General features: G+C 31.4%; 18 protein-coding genes. 7 read left to right on the top strand and 11 right to left on the bottom strand.

Going from position 1 to position 22276, the window contains the following annotated elements; genetic code table 11:
* Positions 1 to 136 precede the first annotated feature (136 nt).
* The gene (locus EXC59_RS01835) at positions 137 to 1108 is read left to right on the top strand and encodes a hypothetical protein (protein WP_035369570.1); all 972 of its coding nucleotides are present in this window, start codon (positions 137 to 139) and stop codon (positions 1106 to 1108) included.
* Between the two features lie 50 nt (positions 1109 to 1158).
* Here the strand turns inward: EXC59_RS01835 and EXC59_RS01830 are convergent, their stop codons facing one another.
* The 10 genes from EXC59_RS01830 to EXC59_RS01785 form a co-directional block, all read right to left on the bottom strand.
* Positions 1159 to 2385, bottom strand: a complete 1227-nt coding sequence (locus EXC59_RS01830; RefSeq protein ID WP_035369571.1) for a glucose-1-phosphate adenylyltransferase — start codon at positions 2383 to 2385, stop codon at positions 1159 to 1161.
* Position 2386: 1 nt separating this feature from the next.
* Positions 2387 to 3811, bottom strand: a complete 1425-nt coding sequence (locus tag EXC59_RS01825) for a glycogen synthase (RefSeq protein WP_035369572.1) — start codon at positions 3809 to 3811, stop codon at positions 2387 to 2389.
* 54 nt (positions 3812 to 3865) lie between these two features.
* On the bottom strand, positions 3866 to 5188 hold the full coding sequence (locus EXC59_RS01820; RefSeq protein WP_035369574.1) for a hemolysin family protein: 1323 nt from the start codon (positions 5186 to 5188) through the stop codon (positions 3866 to 3868).
* 172 nt (positions 5189 to 5360) lie between these two features.
* Positions 5361 to 5873 carry a glutathione peroxidase gene (locus EXC59_RS01815; RefSeq protein WP_035369577.1) on the bottom strand — a complete coding sequence of 171 codons (513 nt, stop codon included), beginning with the start codon at positions 5871 to 5873 and terminating at the stop codon, positions 5361 to 5363.
* Between the two features lie 75 nt (positions 5874 to 5948).
* The gene (locus EXC59_RS01810; RefSeq protein WP_035369579.1) at positions 5949 to 7076 is read right to left on the bottom strand and encodes an ABC transporter ATP-binding protein; all 1128 of its coding nucleotides are present in this window, start codon (positions 7074 to 7076) and stop codon (positions 5949 to 5951) included.
* Between the two features lie 170 nt (positions 7077 to 7246).
* Positions 7247 to 7825, bottom strand: coding sequence for a hypothetical protein (locus tag EXC59_RS01805; RefSeq protein WP_035369580.1), 579 nt, complete (start codon positions 7823 to 7825; stop codon positions 7247 to 7249).
* 44 nt (positions 7826 to 7869) lie between these two features.
* Complete coding sequence (locus tag EXC59_RS01800) at positions 7870 to 9477, bottom strand: alpha-amylase family glycosyl hydrolase (protein WP_051659046.1); 1608 nt, start codon at positions 9475 to 9477, stop codon at positions 7870 to 7872.
* Positions 9477 to 10409, bottom strand: a complete 933-nt coding sequence (locus EXC59_RS01795) for a sugar ABC transporter permease (RefSeq protein ID WP_035369583.1) — start codon at positions 10407 to 10409, stop codon at positions 9477 to 9479. The genes EXC59_RS01800 and EXC59_RS01795 overlap by 1 nt, the downstream gene beginning before the upstream one ends.
* Positions 10409 to 11737 (bottom strand): carbohydrate ABC transporter permease, encoded by a 1329-nt coding sequence (locus tag EXC59_RS01790; protein ID WP_035369628.1) that lies wholly within the window; start codon positions 11735 to 11737, stop codon positions 10409 to 10411. The genes EXC59_RS01795 and EXC59_RS01790 overlap by 1 nt, the downstream gene beginning before the upstream one ends.
* Positions 11738 to 11837: 100 nt before the next feature.
* On the bottom strand, positions 11838 to 13202 hold the full coding sequence (locus tag EXC59_RS01785) for a sugar ABC transporter substrate-binding protein (RefSeq protein WP_035369586.1): 1365 nt from the start codon (positions 13200 to 13202) through the stop codon (positions 11838 to 11840).
* 172 nt (positions 13203 to 13374) lie between these two features.
* Here EXC59_RS01785 and pulA point away from each other — a divergent pair, with 172 nt between their 5' ends.
* From pulA to malQ, 4 genes are all read left to right on the top strand, one after another.
* Entirely contained in the window at positions 13375 to 16164 is a 2790-nt protein-coding gene (gene pulA, locus EXC59_RS01780) for a type I pullulanase (RefSeq protein WP_051659048.1), read from the top strand.
* A gap of 2 nt (positions 16165 to 16166) precedes the next feature.
* Positions 16167 to 17447, top strand: coding sequence for an alpha-amylase family glycosyl hydrolase (locus tag EXC59_RS01775; RefSeq protein WP_035369588.1), 1281 nt, complete (start codon positions 16167 to 16169; stop codon positions 17445 to 17447).
* A 65-nt stretch (positions 17448 to 17512) separates the two neighbouring features.
* Entirely contained in the window at positions 17513 to 19204 is a 1692-nt protein-coding gene (locus EXC59_RS01770) for a glycoside hydrolase family 13 protein (protein WP_162164046.1), read from the top strand.
* The gene (gene malQ, locus EXC59_RS01765; protein ID WP_035369590.1) at positions 19201 to 20670 is read left to right on the top strand and encodes a 4-alpha-glucanotransferase; all 1470 of its coding nucleotides are present in this window, start codon (positions 19201 to 19203) and stop codon (positions 20668 to 20670) included. Before EXC59_RS01770 ends, malQ begins: the two co-directional genes overlap by 4 nt.
* Positions 20671 to 20701: 31 nt before the next feature.
* On the opposite strand, the gene msrB is transcribed toward malQ, so the two are convergent.
* The gene (gene msrB, locus EXC59_RS01760) at positions 20702 to 21139 is read right to left on the bottom strand and encodes a peptide-methionine (R)-S-oxide reductase MsrB (protein WP_408608874.1); all 438 of its coding nucleotides are present in this window, start codon (positions 21137 to 21139) and stop codon (positions 20702 to 20704) included.
* Positions 21140 to 21220: 81 nt separating this feature from the next.
* Here msrB and EXC59_RS01755 point away from each other — a divergent pair, with 81 nt between their 5' ends.
* On the top strand, positions 21221 to 21952 hold the full coding sequence (locus tag EXC59_RS01755) for a lysoplasmalogenase family protein (protein ID WP_162164047.1): 732 nt from the start codon (positions 21221 to 21223) through the stop codon (positions 21950 to 21952).
* Positions 21942 to 22259: a DUF1801 domain-containing protein gene (locus EXC59_RS07065; RefSeq protein ID WP_162164048.1), complete on the top strand. Its 318-nt coding sequence runs from the start codon at positions 21942 to 21944 to the stop codon at positions 22257 to 22259. The genes EXC59_RS01755 and EXC59_RS07065 overlap by 11 nt, the downstream gene beginning before the upstream one ends.
* Positions 22260 to 22276: the final 17 nt, after the last annotated feature.

Here is a 22276-nt window from a genome sequence, read left to right as displayed (position 1 = left end):
TTATCTTAATCCCTATTTTTTATTACAAATTTTCACAAATTATGAAATATTATTTTATATAATTGCTTTACTTACAAGTATAATAAATATATAATTGAAATGTTGAAAAAATAACGATTCACACATGGAGGTAAATATGAAAAAGTTATTATTAATCTTACTAACAATTATTTCTGTGATTACATTGGCAGGATGTTCTCAAAATAATTATACTTACTACTTCGCAACGGCTGAAACTAATCAAGATTCTGCATGGGTTTACTACGTTGTTGTTACTAAGAAGGGTAACAAAATCGTTGATGCTGAATGGAATGGATATCATATCGCTGGAGATACATTAGCAACTAAAGGTTTATCAAAATATGATGCATCAAAAGCCGGTTTATACAATATGTCTTCTGATCCAACTAAATTAAAATGGCATGAACAAGCTGATTTAATTACTGCTAAATTAATTGAAACACAAAATTACAATGATAGAATTCCAGTTCCTGCTGGCGCAACAATCGGTACTGGTGATTTCTATGCTTTAGTAGAAAAAGCATTAGCTAATGGGCCAATTGCTAAAGGTAAATACCAAGATGGCTACTACTTCTTCTCTAATAAAGAAAATGGAACAGAAAAAACTAGCAATAACTTCTATGATCCAGTTAAAGATGTAGTTATTATGGGTGAAGCATTTAACCAATATACATTTGGTACATTCATTGTTGTTAATGGTTCAATTGTATTAGCTAACTATAATACAACTCAAGTTGGTTATCGTTTAAAAATGAATGAATTAAATAAAATTGAAAAATATGCTTGGGATCACGATGGTAATCCGGAAACAGCTCCTAAATCAGTAAGTATTATTGCTCCATATAATGGACAAAATCCTACTAAATACTTAACTAAAAATCAATTAGGATATTCATATGGATTAAAAACTCCAAACGGTTCTTCAGGGTTAGAATACTTTGAACATGCTGCACGTATTGGAGAATACTTAGTTGAAAACCAAACATTACCAACATTAAATAATGATGGAAAATTTGATGATTTAGCTGGTGTTACAATTACAGTTTCTGAATATGTTCAATTATTAAATCAAATTCCATTAAAATAACATATAAATAATAAAATCGCCTATTAAAGGCGATTTTTTATTATATTTGATTACTTTAAGGTTGTGCCACTTGGAATTACTTTAGTATCAAATTTTGCTGATCTAAAAATTCGTACGTTCTTTCCAATAACAAGGTTTGATGGAATGATTGCACTTTTTTCAATCACTGTAATACCACATGATAATACATCTGGTTTTTCAATATTTGGTATATTTTCTTCACCAAACCCAATCTTAGTTTCTCTACCGACAACAACGTGTTTATCAATGATACAACGTTCAATTTCTACATTTTCACTAATGATTGTATCATTTAATATAATTGAATCTCTAACAACACTTCCTTTACCTACTCTAACCCCCGGAGATAAAACAGAGTTTATAACTGTACCTTCAATGACACAGCCATTTGATATAAGTGAACTTTGAATCTTAGCTGTATCACTTACTTTTACTGGGGGCCTTTCTTCTGATTTAGTAAATACTTTCCAATTAGGATCGTATAAATCTAAATCATTATGTTCTTTAATCATATCTAAATTGGTGTTTAAATATGATTCATATGTTCCAACATCTTGCCAATAATCATTAAATCGATATGCATAAACCTTTTTTTCGGTATTTTGGATCAAATATGGAATGATGTGATTACCAAAATCCAAGTCCTCATTTGGTAATTTTAATAAGATTTCTTTTAATAAATCTAAATCAAAAAGATAAATTCCCATACTTGCTAAGCGTGATTTAGATTCTTTCGGTTTTTCTTGGAATTCAATAATTTCATCTTCTCTATTGGTTGTCATGATACCAAAACGAGATACTTCAGTTGGGTCTACTTCTTGACATGCGATTGTTAATTTCGCTTTAGTTTCTTTATGTACATTAATCATCTTGCGATAATCCATCTTATAAATATGGTCACCTGATAGAATTAGTACATATTTTGGATTTTTCTTTAAAATATAGTCTAAATTTTTAACGACAGAATCAGCCGTACCGTTATACCACATCGTATGTGGTTGAAGTAATGTAACTGCTGAGTTATTTCTATCTAAATCCCATGGCTTACCGGAACCAATATGTTCATTTAAAGATAATGGTAAGTATTGTGTAAGAATCGCAATATCATATATTCCTGATTGACTACAATTCGATAAAGCAAAGTCAATAATTCTATATTTACCAGCAAAAGGCATTGCTGGTTTTGAGCGTTTATTTGATAGGATATCTAATCTTGATCCCTTACCACCCGCTAATATAAGTCCTAATGTTTCCATTTTATCCCCCTAAAATGTTTTTATATAATTCTATATATGTTAATGCCATTTTATCATTAGTGTAATCTTTATGCATGGCTTGTTGTATAAGTTTATTAAAATCATCCGGATTTTCTTCATATAGATGAATCGCTTCTAACAGCTTAGACTTAAATTCATTTGATGAAAGGTTAGCGAAACTAAACCCTGTACCACTTTTAGTAAACATATTGTAGGGTTCAACAGTATCTTTTAATCCTCCTGTTTCACGTACAACAGGTAAAGAGCCATACTTCATCGCAATCATCTGACCTAAACCACAAGGTTCAAATTCACTAGGCATCATAAATATATCTGATGCTGCATAAATCAAGTGTGCAAGCGATTCGTTATACCCAGCATAGTTACCTACCCTATCTGGATATTTATCAGTTAAGTATTTAAAATAGTTTTCATAATATGGATCTCCACTACCCAATAAAAAGAAATTAGCATCAGTAGTTTGAATAATTTCTTCTAAAGTATCTTTAATCATCCATACACCCTTTTGATTTGCATAACGTCCTACATAAGCTACTAATGGCTTATTAAGGTCATGATTTAAATTATGAAGTTCATATAATTGACGTTTGTTTTCAAATTTTCCTTTTTTATAGGTTTTAATATCATATTTGTAAATATAATCATCTACTTTTGGATTAAATGTATCTTCATCTATACCGTTTAAAATACCAACTAAATCATTAGATCGATTACGGAGTGAGCCATCTAATGAAAAACCATACTGTTGGGTTAATATCTCATTTTTATAGTTTGGAGAGACGGTATTAATCTTAGTTGCACGATCAATACCAGCTTTCAAGAAGTTCACGCGTTCAAAATGAATATATGAATAATTAAAATCACTATTGAAAAATCTTGAAACATACGGGTCAAATGTACCTTGATATTCTAGGTTGTGAATGGTCAATAATGTATGTAATTTATAATAATTGAGATTTCTATGACGATAATGTGTGTCTAGTAGATATGGAATCATTCCGGTTTGCCAATCATTCAAATGTAAAATGTTTGGAAAATTTTTTAATAATTGAAGCACTTCTAATGCTGCATATGAAAAACATGTAAATCTTTCTGCATCATCATTGTATCCATAAAATCTATCACGTTCAAAATAATGCATATTTTGAATAAAAACAATATCTAAGTCATCTTTCTTTAAGATAAAGAAATTTACAATTGTTTCGATACCTCCCATGATGATATTCTTTCTACCTAAAAATTCCATATCGTGATGATACTTACTAATCGATTTATAGTAGGGCGTAATCAATGTAACTTGATTTCCATGTTTAATTAAACCTTTAGGTAAAAAATGAGCGATATCTGCTAATCCACCTGTCTTAGAATAAGGAAATACTTCACTTGAAACAAATGCTATATTCATATAATCACCTCTAATTAAATTGTAACATTTTATTAAGAAAAAAAGTAGATGAGGTTAATCCTCATCTACTGTATTATTTTCTACTGGTTGAATTCTAGTAACTTTGACTTTTTCGATTACTCTATCTTGATATTCTAATACTTCAAAGCGATAGTTGTTATATACAATAACAATCGCTTCTCCTTCTTCAGGGAATCTACCTAATTGACCTAAGATGAAACCAGATAAAGTATCATATTCTTCAACAGGTAATTGAGCATTTAAAATATCTTCCACATCATCAATATTTGTTAATCCTTCAATTAAATATTCATCATCTTTAATTTCGGAAATTTCTTGTTCTTCATCATCATATTCATCAAAGATATTACCAACAATTTCTTCAATTAAATCTTCAAATGTAACAATACCAGCTGTTCCGCCGTATTCATCAATAACAATTGCAATATGAACTTTAGAAGTTTGCATATCTCTAAATAATTGTCTTGTGTTTTTTGAAGATGGAACGAATAAAGGATCTCTTAATAATGATTTTAAATCGAATGATTCATCGTTTTTATTCTCAATATATCTTAATAAGTCTTTAACATGTAAGATACCGATAATATGATCAATTGAATCTTCATAAACTGGGAAACGTGTGTATTTTTCAGAAGTTACATAACTAATAATCTCTTCTTTTGTGCTTCCTAATTCAATAGCAGATACTTCAGTTCTATGTGTCATCACCTCAGAAACTGTCGTTGTATCGAATTCAAAGATATTTTGAATCATTTCATTTTCAGACTTATCAATAACACCTTTCAATTCTGATGCATTAAGTTCAAGTCTTAATTCATCTTCAGTTAATGTGTCATCATTATCATTTGGATTAATACCAAATAATTTGCCAATTAAGTTAGCTGTTCCTGTTAATAATGAAACAAACGGTCTCATAATTAAGGCAATCCAACTTAAAAAACCAATGAAAGCATAGGCAACTTTTTCTGGTGCTTTCATAGCTAAGCGTTTAGGAACCAATTCACCTAAAACAACTTGGAAAAATGTTAGTATTAAAGTAATTAATACTGATACGATTGCTGACATTAAAGTTAAACTTACACCAAACTTTTCAGAAAGTACTGATGAAATTTGTGCAGAGAATGTACTTGATGCTACAGCACCGTTAATAAATCCGAACATAGTAATTCCAATTTGAATTGTTGATAGGAATCTAGTCGGTTGTTCCATAAATGGTAATAGTTTTTTTGCTCGTTTATTGCCTTCTTCAGCATCTAATTCTACTCTTTTTCTATTTGCTGAAACGATAGCCATTTCACTTGATGCAAAAATACCATTTAGAACGATGACAAGAACAATTAGTAAAATATTAACCATTAGATTGTTCTCCAATCTAAAGGCTCTTCAATCGTCCTCTGTCCACTACTTGTATCATCCATATGTTTGTTTTTTCCTCCATTGCATACTATATGTATAACGATTATTATTTTATCAAAAAAGCCCGCTAAAGTCAAATTAGCGAGCAATTAATGGCTTCATTATTATTTGATTATAGTATCTTTACTACAAATTTTTCAATCTCTTCAGGTGTAACTTGTGGACTAAATCTATATAATATGGTGCCATCTCTATCTATTAAAAATTTGGTGAAATTCCATTTAATTTCCTTGGTTTTTAGTTTTTTTGATTGTAAAACTTCTGTTTGACCTGGACCAAATTCTTGAGGTGAATTGGACTTAAGATAACGATATAACGGATGCGCAAAAAATCCATTAACTTTGATTTTATCAAATAAAGGAAATGTCGTATGATAATTTAGTTCACAAAAACTTTTTATATCAGCAACTGAACCTGGCGCTTGCATCAAAAATTGGTTACATGGGAAATCTAATATTACAAATCCTTTATCTTCGTATTTTTCATAAAGTAACTGTAAACCTTCATACTGTTTTGTAAAACCACATTTTGTTGCAGTATTCACTATAAGCATAACTTTCCCCTTATAAGTTTCTAAGGAACTCATCATATAGTTTGAATCTTTAACTTTGATATTGTAAATCATAGTCCACCTCTTTTACTTATATTATATAAAAAAAAGAGTAACCCTCTTGCATGATTACTCTTTAATTTATTTAGATTATTTTTTTGCTAACTTATTTGGATCGATTACTAATCTGTTTTCAGATACTGGATCGAAGAAATGAATCTTGTTTAAGTCTAATCCTAACTTAATCTTGTCACCAATTCTTACATTTGTTCTTGCATTAACTTTAGCAATAACAGTTGCATCATTGATTACTGTGTAGATGTTTGTTTCAGCACCTAATAATTCTGAAACATCAACAACTACATCGATAATTCCATTTGGATGAGCTTGCATAACGATTTCATCATCATGAATATCTTCTGCACGGATACCAAGAACTACTGGTTTGTCGATAAATCCATTTTCAGTGATGATTTCGAATTTATCTGCAGGTAAAGTAATCTTGTATGTACCGGCATGGAATACACCTTTAGCGTCAACTACACCATTGATGAAGTTCATTGGAGGTGTTCCCATGAAACCAGCTACGAACATGTTGTTTGGTTTGTCATAAATTTCTTTTGGCTCACCAACTTGCATGATGTAACCTTTGTTCATAACTACGATTCTAGTTGCCATTGTCATGGCTTCGATTTGATCGTGTGTTACGTAAATTGTAGTAGTATTTAATTGTTTGTGTAATTTAATTAATTCTCCACGCATTACGACACGTAATTTAGCGTCTAAGTTTGATAATGGTTCGTCCATTAAGAAGACTTTTGCATCACGAACAATTGAACGGCCTAATGCGACACGTTGTCTTTGTCCACCAGATAAAGCTTTAGGTTTACGATCTAAGTAAGGTAATAAACCTAGGATTTCCGCTGCGGCATGTACTTTTTCTTTGATTACTGCTTTAGGAACTTTACGTAATTTTAAACCAAAAGCAATGTTATCATACACAGTCATATGTGGATATAACGCATAGCTTTGGAATACCATTGCGATATCTCTATCTTTTGGTGCTGTATCGTTCTTATATTCATTATCAATGTATAATTCGCCTGAACTAATGTCCTCAAGGCCCGCGATCATACGGAGGGTAGTTGATTTCCCACAACCAGATGGTCCAACAAATACGATGAATTCTTTGTCTTTGATGTCTAAATTGAAATCAAAAACGGCTTGTACACCATTAGAATACACCTTGTTGATGTTTTTTAATTGTAATGTTGCCATTATATTCTCCCTAAAAATTATATTGAATTGGATAGACGCAAGATTTCTATCAAAAATATTATATAATAATATATCTTAGATTGCAAACGTTTACACCAATTTACCATTATTTAAAATTTCTTTCAAGAAAATAAGGCACCTATTTTTAGGTGCCTCTTTTCAATTAAAAGTTATTTTTTAATTGCTGCTAAACCGTGATGGTTATTAGCGTATTGAACATAAACGATGTAATAAGTACCAGCTTCCATAACTACTGGGTTTCCGTTCCAGTCACCAGCACCATTTTCGTTAGCTTCTTGGAATGGAGGAAGGTATAATGTTGCAGGAGTTAAGTTATCAAACTTACCTGATTCTGGGTTTTGTCCCCACCAGTTTGGAGCTTCAGCATCTTTGTTAACTTGTAAGATTTTAACTGTTAAGTTACCGTCAAATGTCTTTTCAGTTCCATCGATTGTATATTTAACATCCCAACCAGCAGCTTCTGCTGAGAAAGTTGCTTCAATTACATATACGAATTTTGCATCTTTTAAATCATCAACGATTGATGATATACGTGAATCCCCTCTGTTTGTTGCAGCCATTGTAAATTCAGCTTTACCTACTGCATCACCCCATCCTGCTAATTGACCAGTAACAAAGTAATTATGTTCTGCATCTTCTAATTTAGTGTCCATATCTACTTTTGGACCACAAGCTACTAAAACAATAGTAGCAACAATAGCAACTGCTAATGTTAAAAACTTTTTCATATTCTTCTCCTTTAATTTACGCACTATTGTGCTATTTTTATGAACTATTTTAAAATGACTGATGTTAAACCACTAATTTTTAATGTTTTACCATCAGAAGATAATTCAGCAGTACCTCTACCAGCATATCCGCGTAGGATGCTTAACTGAATATCTGTATATTTTGATAAATCAATTTCTAATTCTTTAATGCCTGTATTGTGGAAAACAACAACTGTGCTTCCTTCATATGAACTTATAAAGCCACCAAATGTATCTTTTTCTTGGTATGTAATTGGCGTATAAGTTCCTCTTGCAATTTCAGGATTAGCTTTTCTTAACATAATCAATTTCTTATAGTGATTATAGAGACTATCTTTATCACTAAGCTGCGTTTTAACAGTACCGTTTACTTGAAATGAACTATCATATGTTGTTCCTGTTGGATCTTTAACTTTATCTCCATCTCCCCACAACATTGCCAATCTTCTATTTGCATCTGTATTTGCAGTACCTCTATATCCCTTCATTCCAATTTCTTCTCCATAATAAATATATGGATTTCCTGGACCAAGAATGTATAGGTTTGCTGCCATACCCATGATTCCATCTTCAACATTTAAGTATCCAGCCGCGCGGTCCATATCATGATTTGATATAAATGGAGATAGAATCGCTTCGTTGTTGATTGCAAGTACTTTATCATAGTATGTTTTCACATTTGAAACAAAGCTTTTGACTGATGAAGTGACTCTAGCAGCTTGTGCAATTTCACCATCAAGTTGTGAGAATGAGAAATCAAAATTGTTAAAGTTTTGATAGTACGGTAACATTTCATTTTCTGATGACCATGTTTCACCTACAACGTAAATATCACTTTTATAAGATTTTACAGTTGTCATAAACCAGTCCCAAAATGATAAGTTTTTCTCAGTATTATTAAAATAAACATATTTTGCGGCATCTAATCTAAAACCTGATACACCTAAATCTATCCAAAATTTTGCTATGTCAGCTATTTCTTCTTTTACTTTAGGATTATCAAAATTCAATTCCGGCATACTAGATGAAAAGTTACCTTCATAGTAATAGTCGCTACCACTATATATTGGATAATATTTGCTATTTAAATCTAAGTTATCCTTATGTTTTACTGTGTAGTAATCGCGATAAGGATTTGTTAAATCATTTTCTTGATAAGACTTTTTAAATTCTCTGAACCATGGATGCCAATCTGAAGTATGATTAATCACTAAATCTATAATGATTTTAACATCACGTTCATTAGCTATTTTGATTAAAGCTTCAAAATCATCCAATGTTCCCAATTTACTATCAATATTTTTATAATTTGTTACATCATATTTATGATAACTCGGTGAAGGCATCATTGGAGATAACCAAATCCCATCAATACCTAGACTTTGACCCGAGTTTGGATCACCATCATTTAAGTAATCAAATCGATTTATAATCCCCTTTAAATCACCTATGCCATCATTATTTGAATCACTAAATGATCCAATAAAGATTTCATAGTAAACTCTGTAATTATCACTAATCATAGCTGCCTTTAAATTATCATCTACTGGTATTTTATATTCTTTTGTACGGTTACAACTAATAACTATAAAACTTAAAATGAATACTAAGAGTAGATATGTTTTTTTCATTAGCCTTTAACCGCTCCTGAAGTAACACCAGATACATAATATTTTTGCATTGAAAGGAATAATGTAACAATTGGAATTGATACAAGTAGACATCCCGCAACGAATGTAGTAAATAGGTTACCATCAGAGAATTGACCATTCATCATAGAATATAAGCCCACTGAAACTGTAAATCTTTCTTGATTTTGTGCACCAAGAATGGCCTTAGCAAAGACGAAATCTGTCCAAGGACCTAAAAATGAAGTTAATGCAGTATAGATAATGATTGGTTTTGATAAAGGTAATACAATTTGTGCAAGAATTTGTAAATTAGTTGCACCATCTAATTTTGCTGATTCAATTAATGAATCTGGGATAATATCAAAGAATCCCTTCGCAACGTAGAATCCTAAACCTGCGCCACCTGAATAACATAAGATTAATGCTATCATTGATCCAGCATAAGTATTTAAGAATCCGAATGTTTGTAAAATATGATAAATAGCAATGATTGACATGAAACCTGGGAATAATCCAAGAATCAATGCAACGTTTAAGAATGGTTTTCTTGCTTTAAATTTCATCTTACTCATTACGTATGCTACAGATAATGTGAAAATTGTAGATAACACGAATGTGAAGACTGAAACAATTAATGTATTTAAGAACCATCTAGGGAACCAACCAGTACTATAGTGAGCACTTTCAGCATTACCAAATAGTAATCTTCTAAAGTTTTCAAATCCAAATCCTGATGGAATGTATTTTCCTGATACGATACCTATTAGGTTTCCTAAATCATTGTATTCTTCTCTAAATGCAGTTAATACCATCCATAAAACTGGGTATAACCAGATGATAGAAAGTACAACTAAGGTTATATATAAGAATACCTTTGTAATTCTTCTTTTTGCTTTTACGCCAAGGGTTTTTTTAACTTTAGCTTCACTCATTATTGGAAAGCCCCCTCTTCTTTATAAGCTTTACTTCTTCTATAAGAGATTAATGTACCAATAGCCATGATAATGAAAGTTAAGATTGAAATTACAGCACCTAAACTGTAATTTGATTGATCAACCGTTAATCTAAATAACCATGTAACTAATAAGTCAGTATCCCCTGGATTAGAACCTGCACTAGCATTTGGTCCGCCTCCGGTTAATAAGAAGATAATGTTAAAGCTTGTAATATTCCCCATAAATGTTGTAATTAAATATGGAGTGGTTACGAAAATAACATATGGTAATGTAATTTTTCTGAATATTTGAGGTTTTGTTGCACCATCAATTTCAGCAGCTTCATATAAATCTGTAGGTACATTCATTAAGATACCTGATGTCATTAACATCGTGTATGGGATACCAACCCATAAGTTAATGATAATAACCATAATCTTCGGTATTAATGCGTTTGAAGCGTTTCCTAAGAAGTTCATTCTAGTGGTAATAATACCTAAATTTAATAACAATTCATTTATTGGACCATACTCAGCAAATAAGTACTTAATAAGTAGTAAGGAAACGAATTGAGGAATTGCAATCGTTAAAACAAAAACTGTTCTCCAAAATTTTTGACCCTTAATTAACTTATTATTGATTAATAATGCAAGTAAGATACCAAAAATATAGTTTGTAAATGTTGCAAAGAATGCCCAAATTAATGTCCATCCAAGTACGCCCCAGAATCCTGATAAACCACTTGAACCGTCAAACAATGAGGCAAAATTTGCAAATCCAACCCAATCAAATAATTGTCCTGGAGGTTGGTGTTCTTGGTCAAAATTTGTAAATGCTACTAAAATCATGAATACGTTAGGAATAATTGTTAAAATAAATACTCCCATAATGGCAGGTGCCAATAACGTAACATGGAATTTTGAATCTGTTAATTCGAATAAATCTTCTTTAAAGCTACTAATTTTCTTACCATTTATAACGGCTTGATCAACTCTGTATGAACTTCCAACTTGGTGGAAATATACAATCATAAATAAGAAAATCAATGCTAATGTGAATACACCGTAAAGTAACATATATAGCGAATTATCCCCTAATTGCCATACAGTTCCTTCTTTTGTACCAAGCGTTGCTAAATTAACTAAAGCTTTGAATCCAAGAGGTGTATTTTTATCTGCTGGTATAATTGGTGAAATTATCATAAAAGCAAGGAAGGAGATTTGTGTAAATAAATACACCAATCCCTTTCCGATTTGTTTTCTTGATAAGTTACCAAACCCCATAATTAAATATGATAGTCTAGTAAAGATACTTCCCTTTCGCATTGGTTCAGAAATTTTTAAACCAAAGTTCTTGAAGAAGTTTCCAATTTTATTTAGTTGCTTTAAGAACCAATTTTGATTTGGTTTCATAAATTACAACTCCTTACTCTTCTTTTCCTGTTTTCCAGATATTTTCAACTTTCTTCATCACTTCTAAAATCTTAGCGTCAGTTTGGAAGTTTTCTTGACCTCTAGCGTTATCTAATAAGTCCATAATTTTTTCAGGAGCATTTTTAGAGTAGTAATAGAAGTTAAAGTTCACATGGTGACCAAATGGTTGAGGTCTACCATATTGGAACATATCTAATTGAGCGCTAGCTAATTCTAATGCTAATTTTCCATCTGGTGTTGTTGCATTTTCAGGTTTTAAAGAATCAAATTCAGCAGTTGCATTTTTATATGCTGGTAAGTTGTTAGCTACCACAAATGATTCTTCTTGAACTTCTTTACTTGAGAAGTATGCTAAGATGTCATCTAAGTACTCAGAGTATTTAGAAACTTTATTCTTAACAAACATTTTAACGTCAGCAAATGTACCTGATCTAAATGTTTTGCCAACTAATTCTGAATTGTTTGCAACATCATATACAGTTTCTTCAGTTAAAGTGAATGAAGGTAAAATTGCAATACCTAAATTAGCACCTAATGCTGCTTTAGCTGAGTTAAAGTGCCATGCTCCACCAACTACTGATAATGAAACACCTTGTTGAAGTTCTACTTGCCAACCTGAATCAGTTGGACGTTTAGCACCATTTGGAGTTGTAAATAACATTTGGCCATATTTCAAGAAAGATAATACGTCAGCGCCAGTTGCATAGTTATTTTCGAATGATGCATCATCATATAATTGTAATGAACTTGTTTTAGTTTCCTCATCAACTGCTAATAATAGGAATGAATTGTTAAATCCATCTGTACCAGTAATTGATAAAGCTTGTTTATTTGCTGCTTTTGCAGCTTCTAAAATACCTTCCCATGATTGAACTTGTTCAGCTGAGATGTATTGTTTGTTGTAGTAAAGGATTAAAGCTTGTCCGATGTATGGAACACCAAAGTAGTATTCTTCGCCTTGAACTTTACCTTTGATCGCATTTACATATACTTCATGATTATCGTTGTTAATTTGATTAATTAATGATTCTGATTGAATTGGTGCAATTGCAGATGATCCTGCAATCAATCTACCTAAGTTATCATGAGCAACTGTGATGATATCACCTGCTGTAGTTGGGTCGTTTAGGAAAACCCCGCCAGCTGTACCAGTATCTACTGCTTTAACTGAAATATTAACCGGGAAATCTTTACCAGTTTTTTCTTTGTAAATTTCTTTGTATTCGTTTGCTTTTTCTTGGTAGAACGCTTGAGACTCAATACCAACCCAAATTTCTAATGGTTTCTTTTGAGTACAAGCAACTAATGCTAAAGCAAGAATTGGTAACATAATCGCAATGATTAAACTTTTTCTCATTTCTTTCTTTCCTCCTGAGTAAGAATGTAATCGCATTCATTTTTCTCACACCTACATTTTCTTATATTTCAGTAAGTTAATCAAGTCATATGGATATAAAATGATACCGTTTTCACTTTATTACTCGTTTTTTATGATGATATAATCAAGTTGTAATGAAAGGGGTTTCACGATGAGAAGAAAATTATATATATTTATTTTGTTTTTAATGGCTTTTTTATCGGTAGGTAGTGTATATGCAGCCGATACTGTAGAAGGAAAGGTATATCTTCACTACTACAGATTTGACCAAAACTACACAAACTGGGATGCTTGGGTATGGCAAAATGAACCAGTCTCAGGAGAAGGCAGTGCACATCAATTTGTTGATGATACTACCCCAAATGAGTTCAATTTCGGTGGAAAAGTGGCTATTTTAGATAAAAACACCCAATTAAATGGTTCAACTAAAATTGGAATAATTATCCGAAAAGGCAACTGGGAACAAAAAGATGTTGATGCTGACAGATTTATTACATTAGATCCTGCTAAATCAGATGAACACTTCTATTTTGTTGAAGGTGATTTTGCAATTGGTATATCTTTAAATGATCCAAACGGACCTTCGAGATATGCAAAATTTAAGACAGCAACATTTACAAATACAACAACAATTTCGTTTACTACTACACATGAAGTTACAGCAAATGAACTTAAAATTATGGAAAATAATGTCGAATTGTCGATAAATATTGAAGGAATTGAATTATCAGATGACAAGAAAAGTGGGAAAATTACTTTAGCTAATCCAATTGATTTAGGAAAATCATATGTACTTTCACATCAGTTCTCTGATAACAGTGAACAAGCTAAGATCGATATCTCATTTGATGGTTTATATAATTCGGATGAATTTAATGACCAATTTGCATATGATGGTGACTTAGGAGCTATTTATAGTGCTTCTTCTACAACATTTAAAGTATGGGCACCAATTTCTACAAATGTGGTCTTAAATGTTTATGATAGTGGCACACCTCAATCATTAGGTGGTTCAAATGTTAAACAAACTTATCAAATGATAAAAAAAGATAAAGGTATTTTTGAAGTTACAGTTGCTGGTGATTTACACGGTAAATACTATACTTATGATGTGACAAATGGTTCAAGAATTAACCAAGATATTGTTGATCCATATGCGAAGAGCGTTGGTATTAACGGTTTAAGAGGAATGATTGTTGATTTTACAAGAACAAACCCAGAAGGTTGGAATAATGTAAACACAACGCCTAATATCACAAACAAAACTGATGCGATTATTTATGAATTACACGTTCGCGACCTTACAACACATAGTTCTTGGAATGGTACTGAAGCTAACCGTGGTAAATGGTTAGGTTTAATTGAAACAGGAACTAAATACGAAGGGTTAAGCACGGGTTTTGATCATATTAAAGAATTAGGTATTACACATTTACAAATTTTACCTTTCTTTGATTATGGCAATGCAATTGACGAAACTAAACAAAATGATCCAACATATAATTCGTTCAACTGGGGTTATATGCCGTTAAACTTTAATGCTATTGAAGGTAATTACTCAGCCAACCCATATGATGGCTTAGTAAGAATTAATGAACTAAAACAAGTTGTTAAGGCATACGATGAAGCTGGTATCAAAATTAATATGGACGTTGTCTATAATCATACTGGTCTATCTGCAGATTCTAACTTTAACTTAATCGTCCCTGGATATTATCATAGATTTACTTCTACTGGTGCATATTCCAACGGTTCTGGAACTGGTAATGAAACAGCATCGGAAAGATATATGGTTAGAAAGTTTATCGTTGACTCAGTAATGTTCTGGGCTGAAGAATATAAATTAGGTGGATTTAGATTCGACCTCATGGCATTACATGACGTAGAAACTATGAATGAATTGTCAGAAAAACTTCATCAATTAAATCCAAACATACTAATTTATGGAGAGCCTTGGACTGGAGGTACTTCTACACTTCCTGAATCAGAACAAGCAGGTAAACAAAATATTGTTAATCTAGATCGTGTTGGCGCATTCAATGATGATACACGTGATGGTATTAAAGGTTCTGTCTTCTCAAGTTGGATGGGTGGATTTGTTCAGGGTGATTTCACAACAAAAAATAAAGTTAAATATGGAATTACTGGTGGTATTTCACACGTAGATAATGCAGGTTATAATGTATGGCATGGTAATCCGGGTAAGATTATTAACTATGTTACTGCTCACGATAATAATACTTTACACGACAAATTATATTTATCTTTAGAGCCAATTAACAGATTAGAAGATTTAGAGAAAATTTCTCTTCAAGCACATGGATTAATCTTGACGTCACAAGGTATTCCATTCATTCATGCAGGTGATGAATTCTTAAGAAGTAAAGAACTTCCAGATGGTAAATTTGATCACAACTCATACCAATCACCTGATTCAGTTAACCAAATTCAATGGAATTGGAAGAAAGAATATCAAGACCATTACAAAAAATTTAAAAAAATATTAGATATAAGAAATGAACATGCTGAATTACGCATGGCATCTAATGAAACGATCAACCAAAACTTAAGATTTGTGTTCAACAATCAAAAAGGTGTTATCTCATATATCATCAAGAATCCAAATCAAAATACAACATTATTAGTGATTGCGAATGCGAACACAACTGATTTAACTGCTAAACTTCCAGCAGGCAATTGGAAAGTTGAACTAGATACAGTAGGAAACTTAACTACTGCCTCAAAAGAAATCAAACTAGAAGCTACTGGTTTCTATATTTTAAGTATTGATAAAGTATTAGATCATACTGATTTTGAATCAACGATGAAAGAATCTAAAAACAATTTAGTTCCAGTAGTTGTTGCATCAACAACATCAGTGGTAGCAATTGGATTAGGCGTTGTAGCCTTCTTCGTGATTAAAAAGAAAAAAGGACAATAAAAATGGCTAGAGACACAAATTTTGAATTAAGAAATGCATCAATCTATCAAATCTTCACAAGACAATATAGTGATAATGGTGATTTTAAAGGCATAATTGAAAATTTGGGGACGATAAGGGATTTGGGGGTAGATTATATCTACCTTCTTCCGTTTTATCCTATCGGTATAAAGGATAGAAAAGGTGATATTGGCTCACCATATGCAATCTATGATTATGTGAAGATTGATGAGTCGCATGGAACTATTGAAGATTTTAAATTATTAGTCAATAAAGCACATGAACATGGACTTAAGGTGATGATTGATATTGTCTTCAATCATACATCTAGAGATTCTGTTTTAACGGTTGAACATCCCGAATGGTTTTTTAGAAAATCAAATGGTGAACTTGCAAATCGTGTTGGCGATTGGACTGATATTGCAGATTTAAAAACTGATTTACCTGAAGTTCAAGACTACTTAATTAGTGTGTTAAAGTACTGGGGTGAAATTGTTGATGGATTTAGATGTGATGTTGCAAGTTTATTACCACTAGATTTTTGGCTAAAAGCGAGATTAGAAGTAAAAAAAATAAATCCAAACTTAATTTGGCTAGCTGAATCTGTTGATAAAGGATTTGTTAAATATCTACGTGATATAGGGTATGATGCTTTAAGTGACTCTGAAGTCTTCCAAGCATTCGATATTGCATATGATTATGACAATTTTGATTATTTAAATGGCCTTATTAACGGAAATGTTACGCTAGAAATGTTTCTTAAAGAAACTTGGAAACAAGAGGCGATATTTCCAAAAAATTATGTCAAACTACGTTTTTTAGAAAACCACGATCAAGATAGAATCGCTTATAAAGTTCAAGATGAAGTTAAATTGAAACACATAACTGCATTAAACTTCTTCTTACGTGGAGCAATGATGATTTATGCTGGTCAAGAAAATAAAAATATCCATAAACCAGATTTATTCACAATCGATAAAGTTGAATTTATTCCCTCAAACTATAGAGAATTTATAAGAAGACTTATTGAAATTAAAAAACATCCTATCTTTGCATTTGGTAGTTTTGAGTATATTGTTCATAATCAAGTTGCAACAATTACATATACATTAAAAAATGAAAAAATATACGGTATATTTAATTTGACTAATGAACGATTCACTCCTACTGATTTACCGGATGGTTTATATATGAATTTAATCAATAACGAAATTATTCCAATTGTAAATCATGTGATTAATCTAACATCTGAACCAATTATCATTTTAGTAAATAAAAAGTAAGCGTTGTCATATATTCATTTAAAAAAATATTTGTTAAGATTGAGTTAATGAAATGAGGAATTAACATGAAAAAATGGTGGATGGAATCAGTAGGTTATCAAATCTACATAAAAAGTTTTTTCGATTCCAACAATGATGGCATTGGCGATTTAAATGGGATATATGAAAAATTAGATTATCTACATCTTTTAGGGATTAATTTAATTTGGATAACGCCTTTCTATGATTCACCGATGGATGATAATGGATACGATGTTAGAGATTACTTAAGTATTGCTAATGCATACGGCACAATTGATGATTTTAAAAAAGTACTAGATAAAGCACATAGTCTTGGCATTAAGGTTATCTTAGATTTCGTATTAAATCATACTTCTGATGAACATGAATGGTTCTTAGAATCAAGAAAATCAGTAGATAACCCATATAGGGACTACTATATTTGGCAGCCTCCCAAATATGTAAACGGAGTTAAACGTGAACCAACGAACTGGGGATCATTCTTTGGTAGTTCTGCATGGAAATATGATGAACAAACCAATCAATATTTCATGAAGATTTTCTCAGATAAAATGCCTGATTTAAATTGGGAAAATCCAAAAGTTAAAGAGGCAATGGTTAATGTCGGTAAATGGTGGTTAGACTTAGGTGTTGATGGTTTTAGAATTGATGCAGTTTCACATTTAGAAAAAGCTCCATTTGAAGATTCTAAAATGGGTGAGGGTATTGTTCTAGATTGGTTTAAATTCAGTAATTTACCAAAAGTACATGATTACTTGCATTATTTATACGAAAATCTATTTAAACAATATGATGCATTCACAATTGGTGAAGTTGGTGGAGAAGCCGGAATCGACCAAGCAACTAGATACGCTCGTTTCGGTAGTGAAGAATTATCAATGGTTTTCAATTTTGACCATAACTGGTGTAACAACATACATGACATTACTGATTTAAAAGATTTAAAAGTAAGAGTGCTCGATTTAAAAAAAGCCATTGGAAAATGGCAAAATAGTTTTAAAGACAATGGTTGGTTACCACTCAACTGGTTAAACCATGACCAACCTCGTGTTGTGTCACACTATGGAAACTTAGCGTACCATGAAAAGAGCGCTAAGATGCTCGCAAACTTAATGTATCTTGGACGTGGAACACCATTTATTTATCAAGGTGAAGAAATTGGAATGACAAGTTATCCATTTACTTCTCCGACTGAGTTTAATGATATTTCAACAATTACTGGATACAACAACTGGGTCAAAAATGAACCAGATAAAAAAGATTATATTTTAAAGAAAATGGGATTAACATCAAGAGACAATCCTAGAACGATGATGCAATGGAGTTCAGAAGAATTCGCAGGTTTCTCGAAAGTAAAACCTTGGTTCTTAGTCAACCCAAATTATAAAGAAATCAATGTGTTTGATCAGATTAATGATGAAAACTCAATTTTCTCTTATTATCAAAAATTAATTTCTTTACGTCGCTTTTCTAAATACAAAGACTTAATTACATACGGCTCATACGATATGTTGATTGAAAATGATCCAATAATCTTCGCTTATGAAAGAACGTTAAATCAAGAGAAAATGATTGTCATTAACTCATTTAGTACAAATGAGGAATCATTTGATTTAACCGGATATGAAATTGAAGATATCATCATTCATAATTATGACAAGCTAACAATTGATAATAATAAAATTATTTTAAAACCTTATGAAGCTATAGCTATCAAGGTTAAGGAGACAAAATGAGAACAAGTGGAATATTATTACATATTTCATCACTACCATCTAATTATGGTATTGGTACTTTTGGGAAAGAAGCTTATAACTTTGTTGACTTCTTAAAAGACACTAATCAAACCTATTGGCAAATTTTACCATTAGGTCCTACTTCGTATGGAGATTCTCCATACCAAACATTTAGTGCTTTTGCACTAAATCCATACTTCATCGACTTAGATTTTTTAGTTGAGGAAGGTTTATTAACAAAGAAAGATATTATTGATTCAACCGTAAATCCATCTTATGTTGACTATGCTAAAGTATATGATGATCGTTTCGTAACTTTAAGAAAAGCGTATGCAAAATTTGATAAATCAAATGGTGAGTATATTAATTTCTTAATAAATAATTCATATTGGTTACCTGATTATGCATTATTTATGGCTGTTAAAGGTAAACATAACGGTATTTCTTGGATTGAATGGCCAGAAGATATTAGATTTAGAAAACCTGAATCTGTTGAAGCACATCATATTGAATTACAACAAGAAGTTGAATTCCAATATTTTATGCAATTTAAAGCCTTCCAACAATGGTATAACTTAAAAAACTATGCTAATAGTAATGGAGTTAAATTTATTGGCGATATGCCAATTTATGTTGCTTATGATTCATCAGATGTATGGACAAAACCTCAATACTTCCAATTAGATGAAAATAGAAAACCTATATTAGTTGCTGGTGTTCCACCAGATAACTTCTCTGCAGATGGTCAATTGTGGGGTAACCCATTATATAACTGGCCAGTGCTAGAAAACGAATACTTCTCTTGGTGGATTGATCGTGTGCGTTCAAACACAAGCATGTTTGATATGGTACGTATTGACCACTTCATTGGCTTTGTCAACTTCTTTGGTATTCCATTTGGAGATACAACTGCTAGAAATGGTCAATGGTATAAAGGTCCAGCTCACAAGTTATTTGATGCAATCAAATGGCAATTAGGAGATCGAGCAATTATCGCTGAAGATTTAGGGGTTTTAACTGATGAAGTACGTAACTTATTATCTTATACTGGTTTCCCAGGTATGAAGTTATTACAATTTGGTTTTGATGCAAGTGGTGAATCAGACTACTTACCACATCACTATAAGAAAAATTCAATTGCTTATACTGGCACACATGATAACATGACGACTAAAGAATGGTTTGACACATTAAATAAAAATGATGAGAAATTTGCTTTAGCATATTTAAACTATCAATCAGGAAGCAAAGTTGAACATTTAATTCGTGCGACACTAGCTACTGTATCTGATACAGCAATCATTCCTGTTCAAGATTACTTAGAATTAGGACCAGAAGGAAGATTTAACATTCCTTCTACTTTAGGTGGTAACTGGACATGGAGATTAACTTCTAAACAAATTACTAAAGAAGTTAAAGATAAAGTTAAAGTATTTACTAAATTATACGGTAGAGCTTCTAAATAAAGATAAAACGCTCCTGAAATGGAGCGTTTTTTTATTCAAAATATTTTACACAATCAGCATAACCCTCTTCAACTAACTTTTCATAAGGTATAAATCTCAATGAAGCGGAGTTAATACAGTATCTTAATCCACCAAGTCTTTGTGGTCCATCCGGGAAAACATGTCCTAAATGACTATCGGCTTCTTTACTGCTTATTTCAGTTCTAATCATTCCATGTGATAAATCTCTCTTCTCAATAACTTTAGAACTTTCGATTGGTTTACTAAAAGATGGCCATCCACATCCTGCATCAAACTTATCAATTGATAAGAATAAAGGAGTTCCATCCACTATATCAACGTATAATCCTTTTTCAAAATGATCATTATATTCATTGTGAAATGGTCTTTCAGTAAAGTTTTCTTGTGTAACCTTTCTTTGAAGTTCAGTTAATTTGGATAAATCTTTTTTCATTTTATCACCTTCTATAGCTTAATTATAGCGTAATATTTGAATATCAAAATAAATATAGCATATAATATGTATAATTATATAAAAGAGAGGGATAAGATGGACTTAAAGAAAAATGGGATATTCGTTCCAATCATGGCTGTGGGAATTTATTTTATTCTTAGAATTTTTGAATGGATTGGTTTAAATGCCACCCAAGGCTATATTTTACAATTGATGCTAATTTTCTATTCTATTGTCTATGTGAAAGATCACGATAAGAAAACTTCACATAAAATATTAATTATATTAGGTGGTGTTTTTTGTTTAATTGGAGATATGTTTTTAGCAAGTGCATTCCGCCCGTTATTAGAAAAGTTAAATTTAACTGGATTTAGAATGCCGTTTGGCATGTTAGGATTTTTTATCGGTAATATCTTATGGTTTATTAGTTTATGCCAGCATCATGATAATATAAGTATGAAACGTTTTTACAAAGTATTTTTATTGGTTGCAGCTTCTCTAATTTTATTATGGTTTGTTACCATCTTTAACACGGATAATTTATTATTATCAATCCTTGCATTAGTATATTGTTTTGGGTTAGGGTTAAACCTAACTTATGCCATTGCTAATTTAAAACAAGATAAGTTATACAAAGTTTTATTAGTCGGATATATCGTATTTATTTTCTCAGACTTATGGATTGGTATTAACGATATTAAAGGATTTGACACAAATCCATATGTATTAGGTCAAGATGCTGTTGTCATATGGTTGAGTTATGTCATCGCACTTGCGTGTATCTTCTACTTCCATGCAAGTTATCAAAGGAGAAAAAATGACAGTTGATGAATATATTTATTCATTCGATGAGAACACAAGTTCCAGATTAAAAGCAATACATTCACTTATTTTAAATCATTTTCCTGATATCACTTATCGATATTCTTATCAGATGATTGGATATTTTTATCATAAGAAAAGAATCTATATTGGTGCATTTAAAACACATATTGGCATTTACGGTGGATTTGATCCTAAATTAGCAGAATCAATACCTCAAATTAAACATAAAAATAGTACTTTTTATCTATCGTTAGAAGGTGAAATACCATTCGATGAAATTCTTCATATTTTTAGCAATTATTTAAAATAAAAAAAGACTTCAATCGA

Source organism: Acholeplasma hippikon, assembly GCF_900660755.1.
GTDB lineage: Bacteria > Bacillota_I > Bacilli_A > Acholeplasmatales > Acholeplasmataceae > Acholeplasma > Acholeplasma hippikon.
The sequence above is the reverse complement of the archived record's forward strand: the minus strand, read 5'-3'. Positions and strand labels throughout refer to the sequence as shown.

Bases quoted from the DNA above. Each gene is read 5' to 3' on its own strand.
- EXC59_RS07065 (WP_162164048.1), top strand. From the start codon at position 21,942: ATGACAGTTGATGAATATATTTATTCATTCGATGAGAACACAAGTTCC.
- EXC59_RS01790 (WP_035369628.1), bottom strand. From the start codon at position 11,737: ATGCGAAAGGGAAGTATCTTTACTAGACTATCATATTTAATTATGGGG.
- EXC59_RS01810 (WP_035369579.1), bottom strand. From the start codon at position 7,076: ATGGCAACATTACAATTAAAAAACATCAACAAGGTGTATTCTAATGGT.
- pulA (WP_051659048.1), top strand. From the start codon at position 13,375: ATGAGAAGAAAATTATATATATTTATTTTGTTTTTAATGGCTTTTTTA.
- EXC59_RS01800 (WP_051659046.1), bottom strand. From the start codon at position 9,477: ATGAAAAAAACATATCTACTCTTAGTATTCATTTTAAGTTTTATAGTT.
- malQ (WP_035369590.1), top strand. From the start codon at position 19,201: ATGAGAACAAGTGGAATATTATTACATATTTCATCACTACCATCTAAT.
- EXC59_RS01755 (WP_162164047.1), top strand. From the start codon at position 21,221: ATGGACTTAAAGAAAAATGGGATATTCGTTCCAATCATGGCTGTGGGA.
- EXC59_RS01815 (WP_035369577.1), bottom strand. From the start codon at position 5,873: ATGATTTACAATATCAAAGTTAAAGATTCAAACTATATGATGAGTTCC.
- EXC59_RS01835 (WP_035369570.1), top strand. From the start codon at position 137: ATGAAAAAGTTATTATTAATCTTACTAACAATTATTTCTGTGATTACA.
- EXC59_RS01825 (WP_035369572.1), bottom strand. From the start codon at position 3,811: ATGAATATAGCATTTGTTTCAAGTGAAGTATTTCCTTATTCTAAGACA.
- EXC59_RS01795 (WP_035369583.1), bottom strand. From the start codon at position 10,409: ATGAGTGAAGCTAAAGTTAAAAAAACCCTTGGCGTAAAAGCAAAAAGA.
- EXC59_RS01770 (WP_162164046.1), top strand. From the start codon at position 17,513: ATGAAAAAATGGTGGATGGAATCAGTAGGTTATCAAATCTACATAAAA.
- EXC59_RS01830 (WP_035369571.1), bottom strand. From the start codon at position 2,385: ATGGAAACATTAGGACTTATATTAGCGGGTGGTAAGGGATCAAGATTA.
- EXC59_RS01785 (WP_035369586.1), bottom strand. From the start codon at position 13,202: ATGAGAAAAAGTTTAATCATTGCGATTATGTTACCAATTCTTGCTTTA.
- EXC59_RS01820 (WP_035369574.1), bottom strand. From the start codon at position 5,188: ATGGTTAATATTTTACTAATTGTTCTTGTCATCGTTCTAAATGGTATT.
- EXC59_RS01775 (WP_035369588.1), top strand. From the start codon at position 16,167: ATGGCTAGAGACACAAATTTTGAATTAAGAAATGCATCAATCTATCAA.
- EXC59_RS01805 (WP_035369580.1), bottom strand. From the start codon at position 7,825: ATGAAAAAGTTTTTAACATTAGCAGTTGCTATTGTTGCTACTATTGTT.